Consider the following 18087-nt stretch of genomic DNA (forward strand, 5'->3'; position numbering starts at 1 on the left):
GGGCGGGTGGCGGAGCACACGGACACGGTGGTGGCCACGCTCCGGCAGGTGATCGCCGCGTATGTGCTGGCGGATCTGCTGCGTGTCAAGGACTTCGCGCCGACCGAGGACAACATCGCCAAGCTGCCGTTCGGCGAACACGGGCTGAGGGCGTGGCAGGAGGGGTCGAGGCCGAAGTTCGACCCGCCGCCGCAGATCTATCAGGAGCCGTGGCTCGATGATTACGGGTCCGGCGTCAGCTATGACGTGGGTCAAGCTGCGGGCTTACGCGGGCGCGTTCAAGGACGGGCGTGACCAGCTGGACGCCCTGATGCTGATGGACTGGACCGGGGCCGGTTCGGAGGGGTTCGAGAACGCGACGAAGAAGCTTCCCCGGGAGCTGGAGTCCGCGCAGACCTACTTCAACGCCGCCGCGAACGCCCTGGACGCGTACGCGGACAAGCTGCGCTCGGTGCAGAAGCGGGTCAAGCCGATCATCGAGGACGCGGACGCGGCGCGGGCGGCTTCCAAGAAGTACTGGAAGGACGTCAACGACTACTACGACGCCCAGGACCGTAAGGATGATCCGCTGCCGGAGCGCCCGCCGGAGGACGATCCGGGGATCGCGGCGCTGGATGCCTGCTACCGCCGGCTGGACAAGCTGGAGAGCGAGCTGCGGCCCGTCATCGACGCGGCGAAGAAAAAGCTCGCCAAGGCGGCGGAGAAGGCCCCGGACAAGCCCCCGGCACCGAAGGGCTGGAACAAGGTCAAGAAGGGGCTCGGGGATTTCGTCGGTGGCGCGGGCGACACCCTGTACGGCTGGTACGAGGGTTTCGACGACCTGGTCAAGGACGGGCCCCAGGGGCTCGGCCTCCACCTGGCCGGCATCCAGGACGGCATCGCCTACGCCGTCGATCACCCCAAGGAGTTCGCCAAGGCCGTCACCAACTGGGACGAGTGGCAGCGCAACCCCGCCCGCGCCGCCGGCCAGCACACCCCCGAACTCCTCCTCGCCCTGGCCACCGGCGGCTCCGGCGCCGTGCGCCGCGGCGGCTCCGCGGCCAAGAACGCCGCACAACGCCTGCTCAACCGCGAACGCGCACTGCGCCGGGACGGCAGCGCCCGCAGGCGGACGGACAGCGATCCCAAGCGGAACTGCACGCCCGGCGGTGACAAGTGCACCACCGGCGAGCCGATCGACGTGGCGACCGGCGAGATGGTGATGTCCGCCACCGACGTCAGCCTGCCCGGCGCCCTGCCCCTGGTCCTGGAGCGCCACTACGTCTCAGGCCACCCGTGCGGAGGCTGGTTCGGCCGCACCTGGGCCGGGACGCTGGGGTACCAGCGGCTGGAGATCGACGACGCCGGCGTCGTCTACATCACCGCTCGGCGGCGACTCGCCGGATACGGTCGAGAATGCCGACGGGTGGGTCGAGCTGCCCAACGGCGAGAAATGGGCGGCCACATTCCTGACATATGCCGCGGTGGGGAAAGTCCTTGAGAAGTGGTCACGGACCGGCGAGTACCTCAACGGCGGATATTTCGTCTGCTCGGACCTGGTCATTGTTCGACGCCCTGGCGCCCGAGAAATGTTCAACGCAATTCGGGACCTGGTGGAAACGGATTCCCACGAAAGCTTTCTCACCAGGGTCGACGACGATTGAGAGCCACCCGCGACTGAAACTGCGCGTGCCGGCCGGGTGCCAATCACCGCTGCCTGGCCCCGATCCCGAAGCCAGGACAGGCTGAAGCCGAGGAAGCTCGTCGCCCGGTAGGGCGGTCGTCCGTCCCACTGCCGGTGGGAGTGGTCATCCCGTAGCGTCCGGGGGGCGCTCATCGCCCCCGCTCCCCCGGCCCCCGGGCTCGGCGGGAATTAACCCCGCCCGGGCCGACGCGGCATGGTTCACTGCGGACGGACACATATCGACCGGACACACACCGACCGAAGGGGAGTCGCCCGTGCCGCATGAGATCGATCCGTCCTTCCTCGCGCTGCCACTGCGCGCACTCGCGGACGCGGCTCTCGCGCGAGCCCGCGCGCTGGGGGCCGATCACGCCGACTTCCGCTTCGAGCGGGTGAGGAGTGCCGCCTGGCGGCTGCGGGACGGGAAGCCTGCGGGGTCTTCGGACATCACCGACCTGGGGTATGCGGTGCGGGTGGTGCACGGCGGGAGTTGGGGGTTCGCGTCGGGGGTGGACCTGAGCATGGACGCGGCGGCGCGGGTGGCCGCGCAGGCGGTGGCGATGGCGAAGTTGTCGGGGGAGGTGATCCAGGCTTCGGGGTCCGATGAGCGGGTGGAGCTGGCGGATGAGCCGGTGCACGCGGACCGGACCTGGGTGTCGTCGTACGAGATCAACCCCTTCGATGTGCCGGACGCGGACAAGACCGGGCTGCTCACGGACTGGAGTGAGCGGCTGCTGAGGGCCGAGGGAGTGGCGCACGCGGATGCGTCGCTGCTGACCGTGCAGGAGAACAAGTTCTACGCGGACACCGCGGGCACCACGACCACGCAGCAGCGCGTCCGGGTGCACCCGCAGCTGACGGCGGTGGCGGTGGACCCGGAGAGCGGGGAGTTCGAGTCGATGCGCACGCTCGCCCCGCCGGTCGGGCGGGGTTGGGAGTATCTGACGGGGGCGGGCGGCTGGGACTGGGACGCGGAGCTGGCGGAGATCCCGGAGCTGCTGGCGGAGAAGATGCGGGCGCCGTCGGTGGAGGCGGGGGCGTATGACCTGGTGATCGACCCGTCGAATCTGTGGCTGACGATCCATGAGTCGATCGGGCACGCGACCGAGCTGGACCGCGCGCTCGGCTACGAGGCGGCGTACGCGGGCACCTCGTTCGCCACCTTCGACCAGCTGGGCAAGCTCAAGTACGGCTCCGAGATCATGAACGTCACGGGTGACCGGACCGCCGAGCACGGGCTGGCCACCATCGGCTACGACGACGAGGGCGTGGCCGCTCAGTCCTGGGACCTGGTCCGCGACGGCACGCTGGTCGGGTATCAGCTGGACCGCAGGATCGCCAGGCTGACCGGGTTCGAGCGGTCCAACGGGTGCGCCTTCGCCGACTCCCCCGGTCATGTGCCGGTGCAGCGGATGGCGAACGTATCGCTCAAGCCCGCGCCGGACGGGCCCTCGACGGAGGAGCTGATCGGCGGCGTGGAGCGGGGGCTGTATCTCGTGGGTGACCGGTCGTGGTCGATCGACATGCAGCGCTACAACTTCCAGTTCACCGCGCAGCGGGCGTTCCGGATCGAGAACGGGCGGCTGGCGGGGCAGGTGCGGGACTTCGCGTACCAGGCCACGACCACCGACTTCTGGGGTTCGATGGCCGCGGTCGGCGGGCCGCAGACGTATGTCCTGGGGGGCGCCTTCAACTGCGGCAAGGCCCAGCCGGGCCAGGTCGCCGCCGTCTCGCACGGCTGCCCGTCCGCCCTGTTCAGGAACGTCAACATTTTGAACACCACGCAGGAGGCGGGTGCATGAGCGGCGTCAACAAGCCCCACGAGGTCGTCAAGCCCCACGAGATCGTCGAACGGGCCCTGGAGCTGTCCCGGGCGGACGGCTGTGTGGTGATCGCCAATGAGCGCTCCACCGCCAATCTGCGCTGGGCGGGCAACGCGCTGACGACCAACGGCGTGACCCGGGGCCGTACGCTCACGGTCGTGGCCACGGTCGACGGCGGCCAGGGCGCCGCCTCCGGCGTGGTGTCACGGTCGGCCGTGACGCCTGAGGACCTGGAGCCGCTGGTGCGGGCCGCCGAGGCGGCGGCCCGGGAGGCCGGGCCGGCGGAGGACGCCCAGCCGCTGGTGGCGGCGGCCGGCGGGGCGGCGGCCGGGGAGGCCGCGTTCACCGATGCTCCCGACGAGACCTCCTCCGAGGTGTTCGCGGCCTTCGCGCCCGCCCTCGGCGAGTCGTTCGCGCAGGCGCGGGCGGGCGGCCGGGAGTTGTACGGGTTCGCCAACCACGAGGTCGTCACCAGCTATCTGGGCACCTCCACCGGGCTGCGGCTGCGCCACGACCAGCCGACCGGCACGCTGGAGCTCAACGCCAAGTCCCCGGACCGCACCCGCTCGGCCTGGGCCGGGCAGGCGACGCGCGACTTCACGGACGTGGATCCGGCCGCGATCGACGCGGAGCTCGCCCGGCGGCTGGTGTGGGCGCAGCGGAAGATCGACCTCCCGGCCGGGCGGTACGAGACGCTGCTGCCCCCGACGGCGGTCGCCGATCTGCTGATCTACCAGTTCTGGTCCTCGGCGGCGCGGGACGCGGCGGAGGGCCGTACGGTCTTCTCCAAGCCGGGCGGCGGCACACGGGTCGGCGAGAAGCTGACCGACCTGCCGCTGACGCTGCGCAGCGACCCGGCGGCGGCCGGTCTCGAGGCGGCGCCGTTCGTGATCGCGCACTCCTCCGGGGACGACGCGTCGGTGTTCGACAACGGGCTGCCGCTGACCGCCACCGACTGGATCCGGGACGGTGTGCTGAACCAGCTGATCACCACGCGCCACACGGCGGGCCTGACGGATCTGCCGGTGGCCCCCGGGATCGACAATCTGATCCTGGACGGGGGCGGGCCGCGCTCGCTGGAGGAGATGGTGGCGGCCACGGAGCGGGGCCTGCTGCTGACCTGCCTGTGGTACATCCGCGAGGTCGACCCGGCCACGCTGCTGCTGACGGGGCTGACCCGGGACGGGGTCTATCTCGTGGAGGGCGGTGAGGTCGTCGGCGAGGTGAACAACTTCCGGTTCAACGAGTCGCCGGTGAGCCTGCTGTCCCGGGCGACCGAGGCGGGCCGTACCGAGCGGACGCTGCCGCGCGAGTGGGGCGACTGGTTCACGCGTGCCGCGATGCCGGCGCTGCGGGTCCCCGACTTCAATATGAGCTCCGTCAGCAAGGGCGTCTGAACCGGGCGAATAGACTGGTCCACGCCCATCCTCATTGCATCGTATTCATCGATTCCCGACTACTACCAGGAACGCCATGACACGCCTCGGCGAATCCGTCGCCCGCGCCAGCGCACTGCTCACCGCAGATCTCTCCTCGGACAAGACCGTGGAGGAGCTGCTCGAGGAGACGGGGTCCCGGCGCTATCTGGACCTGACGGATCTGTCGGCGAAGGAGCAGGCCGAGCTGATCGCGTCGCGTGCGGTCGAGGTTCTGCCGGGCGTGGACCAGCTGGCCGAGCGGATCGAGAAGCGCCGGACGGCGGGCCGGGGTCTGCGGCTCAAGCTGGGCATCGATCCGACGGCCGCCGATGTGCACCTCGGCCACGCCGTGCCGGTGATCATCCTCAGCCGCTTCCAGCGGATGGGGCACGACGTCACCCTGCTCATCGGTGACTTCACCGCCAAGATCGGCGACCCCACGGGGCGTACGGCCGAGCGGCCGCCGCTCACCGACGAGGACATCGCCCGGAATCTGGCGGGCTACCGGGATCAGGTCCGGCCCTTCTTCGACTTCGAGAAGGTCAGCTTCCGGCAGAACAGCGAGTGGCTGGCGCCGTACACCTTCCCGGAGCTGCTGGGGCTGCTGGCCCAGGTGCCGGCCTCCCAGCTGCTGCAGCGCGACGACTTCCGCAACCGGCTGGCCGAGGGCTCCGGCCTGACCATGTCGGAGCTGCTCTACCCGATCGCCCAGGGGCTCGACTCGGTCGCGCTGGAGTGCGACATCGAGCTCGGCGGCGCGGACCAGCTGCTGAATCTGCAGATGGGCCGCAAGCTGATGGAGCTGCGCGGGCAGACGCCGCAGCTGGTCGTCACCATGCCGCTGATCGAGGGCACGGACGGCACCGGCGCCAAGATGTCCAAGTCCAAGGGCAACTACATCGCGCTGTCCGCGACCGCCGAGGATGTCTTCGGCAAGATCATGTCGATCCCGGACCGGCTGATGGCACCGTACCTGCGGGCCTGGACGGAGTGGACCGACAGCGAGATCGACCTCGTCAAGGGGCGGCTGGAGGACCGGTCGCTGCACCCGATGGACCTGAAGAAGGTGCTGGCGGGCGAGGTGGTGACGGCGCTGTACGGCGTGTCGGCGGCCATGTCGGCGCGCGCCGGGTTCGTGGCGCAGTTCTCGAAGAAGTCCTTCACGGACGTCGAGACGCTGCCGGAGGTCGACGCGGCGGAGCACGGCGCCGAGTCGGTCGCGACCGTGCTGAGCAAGGTGCTCCAGTTCCAGCCGAGCGCGTCGGCGGCCCGCCGGGTCGCCAAGCAGAACGGTCTGCGCCTGGTCGTGGAGACCGAGGGCGGGCAGGAGTCCGCGGTGCTCACCGAGGCGCAGGCGGTGCGGCCGCTGGCCGAGGTGGCGGCGGAGGTCCTGGCGGGCGCCGGGCTCGCCGCGGACTCGGGGAGCGTCTACCTCAAGGCGGGGCGGAAGATCGCCCGGCTGCGGGGGCTGTGAGCGGCTGACAGCGGCCGTGTCCCAGCGGTGGCTGTGAGCGGGGGTCGGTGCGCGTCCACCAAGCGCGCCGGCCCCCGCCGTCCATCATCCGGCCCGGTGCCGTTCATCCGGCCCGGTGCCGTCCCCGCGGGCTCAGGCCCGTTCTCTGCTCCGTCTGCCGCCGCGCAGCGCCACGTACAGGCGCGTTCCCACCGCGACGATGAGCACCGCTCCGGCCAGCTGGAGGGCATGCCGTCCCCAGTCGAACCCCGAGGTGTGGCGGATGCCCACCCAGCCGGCCACCGCGTTGCCCAAGATGCCGCCGAGGATGCCGTAGATCGTCGTCAGCCAGAGCGGGATCGGTTGTCTGCCCGGCAGGATGGCCCGGGCGAGCACACCGAGCACCAGGCCTACGACGATGGCCCACAGCCAGTTCATGATCGCCTCCTGTGGCCAGATTGCGGATGAGGGTGGTGCGCCGCACGCCGTAGTCGGCCGTACGCGTTACGTCGTAGCGAAGGCACCACCCGCGAGGACCCCCGCTCGTGTACCCGCTGGGGTTCGGGCGTAACGTGGGGTACGTCCGGAAGCGGGGAGTTCCGGCTTGGCGATCGGGTGGTGGAACGCGATGCGGAAGCACAGCGAAACCGAGGTCTTCCGGATCACCGGGGCCCGGCAGGGGCTGGCCGACGACGTGCGCGGCCGGCAGCGCCGCTATGTCATCTCGATGTCGATCCGGACCGTCTCCGTCATCCTGGCCGCGGTGCTGTGGAACGTGGAGCGGCATGTGGCCATAGTGGCCCTGGTGCTGGGTGCGGTGCTGCCGTACATCGCCGTGGTGATAGCGAACGCCGGCCGGGAGAACGCACCCTCGCTCCCCTCCACCTTCGTTCCCGCGCCGCCCCGTCCGATGCTCATCTCCGGTCAGCAGAACGGGGGTTCCGGGGCGACCGGTGCGGAATCGGACGTGGAAGACACCGGGGCGCCCACCGAAAATGGACGCGCGGAGCACGGCTGACCTGCGCCGTTTCAGTAAGCTCAGGAAAACCTCAGATCAATTGCGCGGTTCCGGTGCACTGTGCCCCACCGCTCATGACATACTTCGTACGCGCTCCGCATCCCCCGTCGGAGCGATGGACCGACGCCGGGCGGCTCCCCCCGTGGCTGCCCGGCGTCGCCATGTCCAGCACGGTTTCCGTAGAGTCTGCGGTGTGAACACTCCCGAGACCGACGCCGTCATCTGCTCCGCGAAGGGCTGCCGAGCCCCCGCCGTATGGGTGCTTGCCTGGAACAACCCGAAGATCCACACGCCCGAGCGGCGCAAGACCTGGCTGGCGTGCGAGGAGCACCGCGGATATCTGTCCGACTTCCTCGGCGTGCGCGGCTTTCTGAAGGACGTGGTGACCCTGGAGGAGTGGTCGTCAGCCACCGATCGCTGACATCGGGCGGTCGGGCTGGAGGAACGAGGGGTCGTCCAGCCCGGAGCCGGCCTTCTTGCCCCACATCGCCAGCCGCCACAGCCGGGCGATCTCCGCATCCGGCGCGCCGGAGCGCAGCGCCCCGCGCAGATCGGACTCCTCGCGGGCGAACAGGCAGGTGCGCACCTGTCCGTCGGCGGTGAGCCGGGTGCGGTCGCAGGCGCGGCAGAAGGGGCGGGTGACGGAGGCGATGACCCCGACGCGGGCCGGGCCGCCGTCGACCAGCCAGCGCTCGGCGGGCGCGGAGCCGCGCTCCTCGTCGCCTTCCGGGGTGAGGGTGAAGCGGGTGCGCAGGCCGGTCAGGATGTCCCCGGCGGTGATCATGCCCTCGCGCTTCCAGCCGTGCTGGGCGTCCAGCGGCATCTGTTCGATGAAGCGCAGCTCGTACTGGTGCGCGATGGCCCAGGCGAGCAGGTCGGGGGCCTCGTCGTCGTTGAGCCCGGGCATCAGCACGGCGTTGACCTTCACCGGGGTGAGCCCGGCGGCGCCGGCGGCCTCCAGGCCGCGCAGCACATCGGCGTGGCGCTTGCGCCGGGTCATGGCCTGGAAGACCTCGGGGCGCAGGGTGTCCAGCGAGACATTGACCCGGTCCAGGCCCGCGGCGCGCAGGGCGGCCGCGGTGCGCTCCAGGCCGATGCCGTTGGTGGTGAGCGACATCTGGGGGCGCGGGTCGAGGGCGGCACAGCGCTCGACGATGGAGACGAGCCCGGGGCGCAGCAGCGGCTCACCGCCGGTGAAGCGGACTTCGGTGACTCCGAGGTCGGTGACGGCTATCCGGATCAGCCGGACGATCTCGTCGTCGGTGAGCAGGTCGGGCTTGGCGAGCCACTGAAGGCCCTCTTCCGGCATGCAATAGGTGCAGCGGAGATTACAGCGGTCGGTGAGGGAGACGCGCAGGTCCGTGGCGATCCGACCGTAGGTGTCGATCAGCATGGCGGCCCCTCCGCGGACTCGTGCTCGGTGCTCGATGGCTTGGCGCTACGGTCAATTCTCCCGCAGCGTACGCGACGCCTGTGACATTCGGGGTTTCGCGAATCTCACCGCGCCGTCGGGCAGGTCCGTGGCGGGGCCGCCGGTGCTCTCCGGGGGTCGGGTGTCAGTGCGCGCCGTAGCCGGTGAGCGAGCGCACCTCCAGCTCGGCGTACTTGGCCTTGTCCGGCTCCTCCTTGGACAGCAGCGATCCCACCCAGCCGAGCAGGAAGCCCAGCGGGATGGAGATCAGGCCGGGGTTCTCCAGCGGGAACCAGTAGAAGTCGGCGTTCTTGAACATGGAGGTCTCCTTGCCGGAGACGACCGGCGAGAAGAGCACCAGGACGACCGAGGAGATGAGCCCGCCGTAGATGGACCACAGCGCGCCCTGGGTGGTGAACCGCTTCCAGAACAGGCTGTAGAGGATCGTCGGGAGGTTGGCGGACGCGGCGACCGCGAAGGCGAGCGCGACGAGTCCGGCGACGTTGAGATCGCGGGCGAAGACACCGAGGACGATCGCGACGATGCCGATGCCGACGGTCGCCCAGCGCGCGGCCCTGACCTCCTCCTCTTGCGTCGCCTGGCCCTTGCGGATGACGTTGGCGTACAGGTCGTGGGCGAAGGAGGACGAGGAGGCGAGGGTGAGCCCGGCGACGACGGCGAGGATCGTCGCGAACGCCACCGCGGAGATCACCGCGAGCAGCACCGGGCCGCCGAGCTCCTCGGCGAGCAGCGGTGCGGCGGTGTTGCCGGCCTTGTTCGATGTGGTGATGTCTGTCTTGTTCAGCAGCGCGGCGGCGCCGAAGCCCAGTGCGATGGTCATCAGGTAGAACACGCCGATGATGCCGATCGCCCAGTTCACCGACTTACGGGCGGCCTTGGCCGTGGGGACGGTGTAGAAGCGGATCAGGATGTGCGGCAGACCCGCGGTGCCGAGCACCAGGGCGAGGCCGAGCGAGATGAAGTCGAGCTTGGTGGTGCCGGTGGCCCCGTACTTCAGGCCCGGCTCCAGGAAGGCATGGCCCATGCCGCTGTTCTTGGCCGCCTCGCCAAGCAGGTCGGACACGTTGAAGTCGAACTTCAGCAGCACCAGGAAGGTCATCAGCAGGGCGCCCGCGATCAGCATCACGGCCTTGACCATCTGCACCCAGGTGGTGCCCTTCATACCGCCGATGGACACGTAGAGGACCATCACCACGCCGACGAGGACGACGATGAGGATCTTCCCGGCCTCGCTGGTGATGCCCAGCAGCAGGGAGACCAGCACGCCCGCGCCCGCCATCTGGGCCAGCAGGTAGAAGATCGACACGACGATGGTGGAGACGCCCGCGGCGGTGCGGACCGGGCGCTGGCGCATCCGGAAGGCGAGCACATCGCCCATCGTGTAGCGGCCGGTGTTGCGCAGCGGCTCGGCGACCAGCAGCAGGGCGACCAGCCAGGCGACGAGGAAGCCGATCGAGTACAGGAACCCGTCGTAGCCGGTGAGCGCGATGGCGCCGGCGATGCCGAGGAAGGACGCGGCGGACATGTAGTCGCCGGAGATGGCCAGGCCGTTCTGGAAGCCGCTGAAGGAGCGGCCGCCGGCGTAGAAGTCGGTGGCGTCCTTGGTCTGGCGGCCGGCCCATACGGTGATGCCGAGGGTCGCGGCGACGAAGACCGAGAACAGGGTGATGATCAGAGGTCGGTTGTCCGACGCGCTCTCGACCGCGAGCTGATGGAAACTCATGCGTCCCCTCCCATGCTGGACTTGATCGCCGCGGAGCGCGGGTCGAGCTTGGCGGCGGCGTGGCGGGAGTACCACCAGGCGATGAGGAAGGTGGTCAGGAACTGGCCGAGACCGAACACCAGGGCGACGTTGATATTGCCGACCACTTTGGTGCCCATGAAGCCGTCCGCGTAGTTGGACAGCAGCACGTACAGCAGGTACCAGCTGACGAACGCGATGGTGAGCGGGAAGGCGAACGAGCGGTGGGCGCGGCGCAGTTCATCGAACTCCGCACTCGCTTGCACCTCGGCGTACGGGGGATGTTCTTGCTGTCGCTGATCGCCAGGGCGATCGCTGGCCGGCGCGGTGTCCACGGTCTCTCCTGGTGAATGACTTCTGACGGGACGTGATACGGCGGTAGTCGTGATCCAGATCACGCATGGTAGGGCGACGCCGGGCCGTCCAACAGGGGCTGGTAGTTGAAAGGAGGGAAGAAGTCGGCGGAGTGATTGACTCCGGGTACTGTGGCGCGTTTTCCTCCGGAATGCCTTGATGGGGGCCCTTGATCGACGATAGTTTCGCTCGTCATGTACCCGCCCACGCGCGACTCGCGCCGGGCGGTCTGTACGGATGATGTGGAGACCCCATGGCTCATCGCAGACCGGCACATCCAGGCACCAGACGACGGCGCGCCCTGGCGGCGGTGCCGGCCGGGCTGGCGCTCACCGCGTCCCTCGTCCTGCTCCCCCAGGCGGCCTCGGCCATCCCCCGGGGCGCGCCGACCCCTTCGGCCCTCACCTCTTCCGCCACGGCTGACGGCCCGTCGCTGTCGTACGTGGTCAACACTGCCCCCGACCACGGCACCGTCGGCGCGGTGAAGAAAGCGATCACAGCCTCGCACGGCACGGTGGTGACCGCCTATGAACGGATCGGAGTCATCGTCGCCCATTCGGCCGATCCTGACTTCGCGAAGACGATCCGTCAGGTGCGCGGCGTCCAGTCGGCGGGCGCGACCCGCACCGCGCCGCTGACCCCGGCCACGACCACCGAGGTCGGCCGGCCCGAGAAGGTGCCGGCGCCCCGTACCTCGACGGCCACCGCGGCGAAGGCACGGGCCGCCGGGCAGGAGCCGCTGGAGTCCCTGCAGTGGGACATCCCCGCCATCAGGGCCGACCAGGCCGCCAAGGTCAACCCGGGCAGCCGCAAGGTCACCGTCGCCGTCATCGACACCGGCGTGGATGACACCCACCCCGATCTGGCCCCCAACTTCTCCCGGTCCCAGTCGGCCAGCTGTGTCGGCGGCGTCGCCGACACCAGGCCCGGGGCCTGGCGCCCGTGGAATCCGGCCGAGGACTACCACGGCACGCATGTGGCCGGGGAGATCGCCGCCGCGCGCAACGGCGTGGGCGTGGCGGGCGTCGCACCCGGGGTGAAGGTCTCCGCCATCAAGGTCAGCGAGCCGACGACGAGCCTGTTCTACGCGGAGAGCGTGGTGTGCGCGTTCGTCTTCGCGGCCGACCACGGCGTCGAGGTGACGAACAACAGCTACTACGTCGACCCGTGGAAGTACAACTGCGCCGCCGACCCGGACCAGAAGGCGATCGCCGACGCGGTCGGCCGGGCCACGGCGTACGCCCAGCGCAAGGGCATCGTCAACGTCGCCTCGGCGGGCAACTCCAACGACGACCTCGCGGCCGGCTCGCTCACCGACACCACGAGCCCCAACGACACCACCCCCGTGGAGCGCACCGTCGACCCGTCGGTCTGCCCGGACGTGCCCACCCAGCTGCCCGGCGTCGTCACGGTCGCCGCGACCGGCGTCACCTCCCTGAAGTCGTACTACTCCAGCTACGGCCTGGGCCAGGTGGATGTGGCGGGCCCGGGCGGCGACAAGTACCAGGTGCCCGAGCTGCCCGCCAAGGACGGCCGCATCCTGTCCACGATGCCCGGCGGCGACTACGCCTATCTGCAGGGCACCTCCATGGCCTCACCGCATGTGGCCGGCGTCGCGGCGCTGCTCAAGAGCGCGCACCCCAAGGCGAGCCCGCAGGAGATCCAGTGGCTGCTGAAGGCCCAGGCGGACAACCCGGGCTGCCCCACCGGGCCGTACGACCCGGACGGTGACGGCGACACGGACGCCGTCTGCACCGGCACCAAGCACATCAACAGCTTCTACGGCTACGGCATCGTCGACGCGCTGGACGCGATCACCAAGTGAGCGACCGCCCCGTGAGCGACCGCCCTGTGAGCGCGCGCCCCGTGACGCCGTCCGCCCAAGCCCGCCCAACCACCAGAACCGGAGTACTCATGACGCCGCGCACCGCCGCGATACCCGCCGCCCTGGCGCTCACCGCCGCCCTGGCCTTCCTGCCCACGACCGCCGCCACCGCCGCCGGCGGCTCCGGTGAGGGCTCGGCCAGGGCCTCCGGCGCCGCGGCCGACGGCCCCTCGCTGAGCTATGTCGTCAACACTCGTCCGGGCCTCGGGAACGCGGCCCGGGTGAAGAAGGCCATCGCCGAGGCCGGGGGCAGCGTCGTGGTGGCGTACGACCGGATCGGCGTCATCGTCGTCCACTCCGCCGACCCCGACTTCGCCAAGACGATCCGTCAGGTGCGCGGGGTCGCCTCCGCGGGCGCCACCCGCACCGCCCCGCTGCCCGCCCAGTCCACCACCGACACCGGCGCGCCGCAGGTGCTGACCGAGGCGCAGCAGAAGGCCGTCGCCGCGCGGGCCACCGCCGGGCAGGACCCGCTGGAGCCGCTGCAGTGGGACCTGCCTGCGATCAAGGCGGACAAGGCCCATGAGAAGAGCCTGGGCAGCCGGAGCGTCACCGTGGGTGTGATCGACACCGGCGTGGACGACACCCACCCCGACCTCGCCCCGAACTTCGACCGCAAGGCGTCGGTCAACTGCGTCACCGGCAAGCCGGACACCACCGACGGCGCCTGGCGGCCCTCGGCCTCCGAGAGCCCGCACGGCACCCATGTCGCCGGGGAGATCGCCGCCGCGAAGAACGGCATCGGCGTCACCGGGGTGGCCCCGGGGGTCAAGGTCTCCGGCATCAAGGTGTCCACGACCGACGGCTTCTTCTACACCGAGGCCGTGGTGTGCGGCTTCGTCTGGGCCGCCGAGCACGGCGTGGACGTCACCAACAACAGCTATTACACCGACCCCTGGTACTTCAACTGCACCACCGACCCGGACCAGAAGGCGCTGGTCGAGGCCGTCACCCGGGCCTCGCGGTACGCGGAGCGCAAGGGCGTGGTCAATGTGGCCGCGGCGGGCAACGAGAGCTACGACCTGGCCGCCGACTCCATTACCGACCCCTCCAGCCCCAATGACACCACCCCCGGCGAGCGGGAGATCGACCCGCGCACCTGCCTGGACATCCCCACCCAGCTGCCGGGCGTGGTCACCGTGTCCTCGACCGGGGCCAAGGGGCTCAAGTCCTCCTTCTCCAACTACGGCCTCGGCGTGATCGACATCGCGGCCCCCGGCGGCGACAGCACCGTGTACCAGAAGCCGGCGCCCCCGGCGGAGAGCGGGCTGATCTACAACACCCTCCCGGGCGGCAAGTACGGCTACATGGCGGGCACCTCCATGGCCTCCCCGCATGTGGCCGGCGTCGCGGCGCTCATCAAGAGCACCCACCCGCACGCCTCCGCCTGGCAGGTCAAGGCGCTGCTCAAGGCCCAGGCCGACGACACCGCCTGCCCCAGCCCGTACGACATCGACGGGGACGGCAAGGCCGACGCGGTCTGCGAGGGCAGCCCCGCGTACAACGGCTTCTACGGGGCGGGGATCGCGGACGCCCTGGACGCGGTCACCAAGTAGGGCACTGACACAATGCACGGGCCGTCGGGCGGGCTCCGCCCGGCGGCCCGTACGTATGCTCCGCTGCCGTGAGAGGACCGTCCCGTGGACCGCGACGACTCCTGGGGGCCGCTGCCCGCCCGTCCCAGGGCCCTGCTGGTGCCGCTGTTTCTTCTCACCGTGGTGGTGCTGCCGGTGTGGTGGGTGCTGCTGCTGGCCGTCTTCCTGGTCTTCCTCGCGGTCGCCGTGGTCGCGGAGGTGCTGTCGCTGATTCCCGGGTTCGAGAAGGGCTTCACCAAACTGCTCGACTCGTTCGGGGAGCGCGTGGAGATCTGGCCGCGCTGGTGCGTGACGCTCCCCGAACTGCGGCACGAGGGCGACGCCGGCTTCTACCGGGCGCGCGTCGAGGCGAAGCTCGCCGCGTGGACCCGTAAGGAGGAGGCGGCCCAGGCGGCCAGGAAGGCCCCGCCGCCCGGCCCGTACGACATACCGCTGCGCGACTTCCGCGGCGTCGGCGCGGGCCATGTCGTCCAGGCGGCGCGCGGGCTGGGCTGGGAGCTGAGCCACGACCGGCACTCGGATCCGCGGCGCGTGGTCAGGCTGCGGCGGCTGCCGGTCGCGGGGTGACGGCCCGCTCCGAGGGCCCGAGGGGGCGTCAGGGCGGATGTGAGGGGCTTGGGTTGGGCCCTGCGGGCGCGGACTGTCGGCGGCGGCCCGTATCCTCATTGACCATGCTCGAAGACCGCATGGCCGCCGCACCGCGGCTCGCACCGCCCTCGCCGTGGCCGGCCGCCTATCCCGACGGATACGCGGTCGTCGACGTGGAGACGACCGGGCTCGCCCGCGACGACCGGATCGTGTCCGCCGCGGTCTACCAACTGGACGCGCACGGCGCCGTGCAGGACCACTGGTACACGCTGGTCAATCCGCAGCGCGACCCGGGCCCGGTGTGGATCCACGGCCTGACCAGCGCCACCCTGGCCGACGCCCCGCTCTTTTCGGAGATCGCGGGCGAGTTGGCGAAGCGTCTGGACGGCCGGGTGCTGGTCGCGCACAACGCGGTCTTCGACTGGTCGATGCTCGCCCGGGAGTACGCGCGCGCGGGGAGCGCCGCGCCGGTGCGGCAGCGGCTGTGCACCATCGCGCTCTCCAAGGAGCTGGGCCTGCCGCTGCCCAACCACAAGCTGGAGTCCCTGGCCGCGCACTACGGGGTGGTCCAGGAGCGCGCCCACCACGCCCTGGACGACGCCCGGGTGCTCGCCGAGACCTTCCGGCCGAGCCTGCACGCGGCCGCCGCGGGCGGGCTGCGGCTGCCCCTGCTCGCCTGCCAGCCGCTGACCGAATGGTCCGACAGCCCCCGGCCGATCGGCTACCAGCGGTCCTACCGCGGGGCCGGCTGGCGCCCCAGCCGTAAGCGCCCGGCCTGCCCCTACCCCAACCCGGGGCGTTACGAGCCGGGCGGCCGGCTGGTCCAGGGGATGCGGGTGGCCTTCTCCGGCGACACCTCGATCGACCGCGAGCTGCTGGAGGACCAGGCGACCGAGGCCGGGCTGCACGTGGCCACCAGCGTCTCCCGGCTCACCAGCCTGCTGGTCACCAACGACCCGGAGGCGTCGACCTCCAAGATCACCAAGGCGGGTTCCTTCGGCACGCCGGTCATCGACGAGGCGGCCTTCACCCAGCTGCTGCGGGACGTGGCGCCGGCGCCGGACCAGTGACGTCGGCAAACAGGTGAAGTCGGCCCAACACGCCCGGCCGCCGCTCCCCCACCGCGCCCCGCAGCCCGCACCCTGTGCCCCATGGCACGTTGCGAGGTCTGCGGAAACGACTACCACCTGACGTTCGAGGTGCACGCGCAGGGCGCGGTGCACGTCTTCGACTGCTTCTCCTGCGCCATCCACCGCATGGCACCCATCTGCGAGCACTGCCGGTGCCAGATCATCGGCCAGGGCGTGGAGGTGGACGGCCACTTCTACTGCGGCGCCCACTGCTCCCGGGCGGAAGGGAAGGTGGGGATCATCGACCGCGTCTGAACCACGTCCGGACGGCACCTGAACCGCATCTGACCCAGAACGCCCCGGATCGTCCCCTTAGCCGCCCCGGACGGCCGGGGGGCGGTCCGCGGCAAGTAGGACCGGCGAGTACTGTCAAGGTCGTGTACCGCTTCCTGTTGTCCCGGCAGTGGGTGATCCTCACCCTCGTGGGGCTCGTCCTGATCCCGGTCATGATCCGACTGGGCTACTGGCAGCTCCACCGGCATGAGCACCGGGTCGCGCAGAACCAGCTGATCGCCGACAACCTGGACGCCCGGGCCGTCCCCGTGGACCGGCTCACCGGGCCCGGACGCACCGTCGCCTACGACGAGATGTGGCGCACCGTGACCGCCAAGGGCCGGTACGACACGGGCCACGAGGTGGTCGTGCGCCAGCGGACCGCCGCGGACGAGCAGACCATCGGCTACTACGTGCTCACCCCGCTCGTCATGGACGACGGCCGGGCCGTCGTGGTCAACCGCGGCTGGATCGCGGCGGGCAACGACCTGACCCGGTTCCCCAAGGTGCCGTCCGCCCCCTCCGGCGAGGTCACGGTCACCGGCCGCCTCAAGCGCGACGAGACGACCGGGAACAGCGGCATCAAGGACAAGAAGGGGCTGCCCGCCCGCCAGGTCATGCTGATCAACAGCGAGCAGCTGGCGAAGTCCCTGTCAGAACCGGTCCTCGGCGGCTACATCGAGCTGACCAAGTCCTCCCCGAAGGGCACCGGCCAGCCAGAGGTGGTCCCGGAGCCGGACCACAGCGGCATCGGCCCGCACATGGCGTACGCCATCCAGTGGTGGCTGTTCGCCGCGGGCGTGCCCATCGGCTGGGTGGTCCTGGTCCGGCGCGAGCTGCGCGACCGGGCGGCCGCGCGAGACGCCGAGCCCGCGCCGGAACCGGTCGCGGCCGGGACCTGAGACCTCCCTTACGCTCGCCGTGGGCCCCACGGCAGACTGACCCCATGGATCTTGGACTGAAAGACCGGGTGTACGTCCTCACCGGAGCCAGCCGCGGGCTGGGCCTGGCGGCCGCCCGTGAGCTGGTCGCCGACGGTGCGAAGATCGTGATCACCAGCCGCGACGAGAAGACGGCGGCGGAGGCCGCCGCCGCGCTGGGGCCGGGCGCCATCGGCGTCGCGGCCGACAACGCCGACCCGGCCGCGGCCGAGCGTCTGATCGCCACGGCCCGCGACCGCTTCGGCGGCTTCGACGGCGTGCTCATCAGCGTCGGCGGGCCCCCGGCGGGCCTGACGGCCCACATCACCGACGCGCAGTGGCAGGCGGCCTTCGACTCCGTCTTCCTGGGCGCGGTCCGCCTGGCCCGTACCGCCGCCGCCGAGCTCTCCTCCGGCGGTGTGATCGGGTTCGTCCTCTCCGGCTCCGTGTACGAGCCGATCCCCGGCCTGACCGTCTCCAACGGGCTGCGGCCGGGCCTGGCGGGCTTCGCGAAGTCCCTCGCCTCGGAGGTGGGCCCGCAGGGCATCCGGGTCGTCGGCCTGCTGCCGGCCCGTATCGACACCGACCGGGTCCGCGAGCTGGACGCGCTGTTCGGCGACGCGGACGAGGCGCGGGCCCGCAACAGCGAGCAGATCCCGCTGCGGCGCTACGGCACACCGGAGGAGTTCGGCCGGGCGGCGGCGTTCCTGCTCTCGCCCGCGGCGTCGTACCTGACCGGCATCATGCTGCCGGTGGACGGCGGCGCGCTGCACGGCTTCTGAGTGATGTGACGG

Annotated in this window: 18 protein-coding genes; 14 read left to right on the forward strand and 4 right to left on the reverse strand. The window is 70.8% G+C overall.

From position 1 onward, the window contains the following. The first annotated feature begins 6 nt into the window (after nucleotides 1–6). From ACFZDL_RS36935 to tyrS, 5 genes are all read left to right on the forward strand, one after another. Nucleotides 7–294, forward strand: coding sequence for a hypothetical protein (locus ACFZDL_RS36935; RefSeq protein ID WP_353595139.1), 288 nt, complete (start codon nucleotides 7–9; stop codon nucleotides 292–294). Next, entirely contained in the window at nucleotides 242–1480 is a 1239-nt protein-coding gene (locus tag ACFZDL_RS36940; protein WP_353595138.1) for a DUF6531 domain-containing protein, read from the forward strand. Before ACFZDL_RS36935 ends, ACFZDL_RS36940 begins: the two co-directional genes overlap by 53 nt. A gap of 458 nt (nucleotides 1481–1938) precedes the next feature. Further along, the gene (locus tag ACFZDL_RS36945) at nucleotides 1939–3465 is read left to right on the forward strand and encodes a TldD/PmbA family protein (RefSeq protein ID WP_353595137.1); all 1527 of its coding nucleotides are present in this window, start codon (nucleotides 1939–1941) and stop codon (nucleotides 3463–3465) included. After that, entirely contained in the window at nucleotides 3462–4883 is a 1422-nt protein-coding gene (locus ACFZDL_RS36950; RefSeq protein ID WP_353595136.1) for a metallopeptidase TldD-related protein, read from the forward strand. The genes ACFZDL_RS36945 and ACFZDL_RS36950 overlap by 4 nt, the downstream gene beginning before the upstream one ends. Nucleotides 4884–4959: 76 nt before the next feature. Then, nucleotides 4960–6378 (forward strand): tyrosine--tRNA ligase, encoded by a 1419-nt coding sequence (tyrS, locus tag ACFZDL_RS36955; RefSeq protein ID WP_353595135.1) that lies wholly within the window; start codon nucleotides 4960–4962, stop codon nucleotides 6376–6378. Nucleotides 6379–6510: 132 nt separating this feature from the next. Here tyrS and ACFZDL_RS36960 read toward each other — a convergent pair whose 3' ends face one another. Next, nucleotides 6511–6795, reverse strand: a complete 285-nt coding sequence (locus ACFZDL_RS36960; protein WP_353595134.1) for a GlsB/YeaQ/YmgE family stress response membrane protein — start codon at nucleotides 6793–6795, stop codon at nucleotides 6511–6513. 190 nt (nucleotides 6796–6985) lie between these two features. Between ACFZDL_RS36960 and ACFZDL_RS36965 the strand changes: the two genes are divergently transcribed. Beyond that, nucleotides 6986–7375, forward strand: coding sequence for a DUF3099 domain-containing protein (locus ACFZDL_RS36965; RefSeq protein WP_353595133.1), 390 nt, complete (start codon nucleotides 6986–6988; stop codon nucleotides 7373–7375). A gap of 193 nt (nucleotides 7376–7568) precedes the next feature. Continuing rightward, nucleotides 7569–7796: a hypothetical protein gene (locus tag ACFZDL_RS36970; RefSeq protein WP_353595132.1), complete on the forward strand. Its 228-nt coding sequence runs from the start codon at nucleotides 7569–7571 to the stop codon at nucleotides 7794–7796. On the opposite strand, the gene moaA is transcribed toward ACFZDL_RS36970, so the two are convergent. The 3 genes from moaA to ACFZDL_RS36985 all read right to left on the reverse strand — a co-directional run bounded on the left by moaA (nucleotide 7779) and on the right by ACFZDL_RS36985 (nucleotide 10883). After that, a complete protein-coding gene (gene moaA, locus ACFZDL_RS36975; protein WP_353595131.1) occupies nucleotides 7779–8768 on the reverse strand; it encodes a GTP 3',8-cyclase MoaA in 990 nt (329 codons plus the stop codon). The two genes, ACFZDL_RS36970 and moaA, sit on opposite strands and share 18 nt — an antisense overlap. 163 nt (nucleotides 8769–8931) lie before the next feature. Next, nucleotides 8932–10530: a cation acetate symporter gene (locus ACFZDL_RS36980; RefSeq protein ID WP_353595130.1), complete on the reverse strand. Its 1599-nt coding sequence runs from the start codon at nucleotides 10528–10530 to the stop codon at nucleotides 8932–8934. Next, on the reverse strand, nucleotides 10527–10883 hold the full coding sequence (locus ACFZDL_RS36985) for a DUF485 domain-containing protein (RefSeq protein WP_353595128.1): 357 nt from the start codon (nucleotides 10881–10883) through the stop codon (nucleotides 10527–10529). Before ACFZDL_RS36985 ends, ACFZDL_RS36980 begins: the two co-directional genes overlap by 4 nt. Nucleotides 10884–11155: 272 nt before the next feature. Between ACFZDL_RS36985 and ACFZDL_RS36990 the strand changes: the two genes are divergently transcribed. The 7 genes from ACFZDL_RS36990 (at nucleotide 11156) to ACFZDL_RS37020 (ending at nucleotide 18075) form a co-directional block, all read left to right on the forward strand. After that, nucleotides 11156–12727 carry a S8 family serine peptidase gene (locus ACFZDL_RS36990; protein ID WP_353595127.1) on the forward strand — a complete coding sequence of 524 codons (1572 nt, stop codon included), beginning with the start codon at nucleotides 11156–11158 and terminating at the stop codon, nucleotides 12725–12727. 89 nt (nucleotides 12728–12816) lie between these two features. After that, nucleotides 12817–14343: a S8 family serine peptidase gene (locus ACFZDL_RS36995; protein ID WP_353595126.1), complete on the forward strand. Its 1527-nt coding sequence runs from the start codon at nucleotides 12817–12819 to the stop codon at nucleotides 14341–14343. Nucleotides 14344–14427: 84 nt separating this feature from the next. Beyond that, the gene (locus ACFZDL_RS37000) at nucleotides 14428–14949 is read left to right on the forward strand and encodes a hypothetical protein (protein ID WP_353595125.1); all 522 of its coding nucleotides are present in this window, start codon (nucleotides 14428–14430) and stop codon (nucleotides 14947–14949) included. A 104-nt stretch (nucleotides 14950–15053) separates the two neighbouring features. After that, nucleotides 15054–16040 (forward strand): DEDDh family exonuclease, encoded by a 987-nt coding sequence (locus tag ACFZDL_RS37005; RefSeq protein WP_353595124.1) that lies wholly within the window; start codon nucleotides 15054–15056, stop codon nucleotides 16038–16040. Nucleotides 16041–16121: 81 nt separating this feature from the next. After that, on the forward strand, nucleotides 16122–16355 hold the full coding sequence (locus tag ACFZDL_RS37010) for a hypothetical protein (protein ID WP_353595123.1): 234 nt from the start codon (nucleotides 16122–16124) through the stop codon (nucleotides 16353–16355). A 122-nt stretch (nucleotides 16356–16477) separates the two neighbouring features. After that, entirely contained in the window at nucleotides 16478–17275 is a 798-nt protein-coding gene (locus ACFZDL_RS37015; RefSeq protein WP_353595122.1) for an SURF1 family protein, read from the forward strand. Between the two features lie 44 nt (nucleotides 17276–17319). Then, on the forward strand, nucleotides 17320–18075 hold the full coding sequence (locus ACFZDL_RS37020) for an SDR family oxidoreductase (RefSeq protein ID WP_353595121.1): 756 nt from the start codon (nucleotides 17320–17322) through the stop codon (nucleotides 18073–18075). Nucleotides 18076–18087: the final 12 nt, after the last annotated feature.

Origin of the sequence: Streptomyces sp. NPDC007917, assembly GCF_042959105.1 — a bacterium.
Taxonomy (GTDB): Bacteria; Actinomycetota; Actinomycetes; order Streptomycetales; family Streptomycetaceae; genus Streptomyces.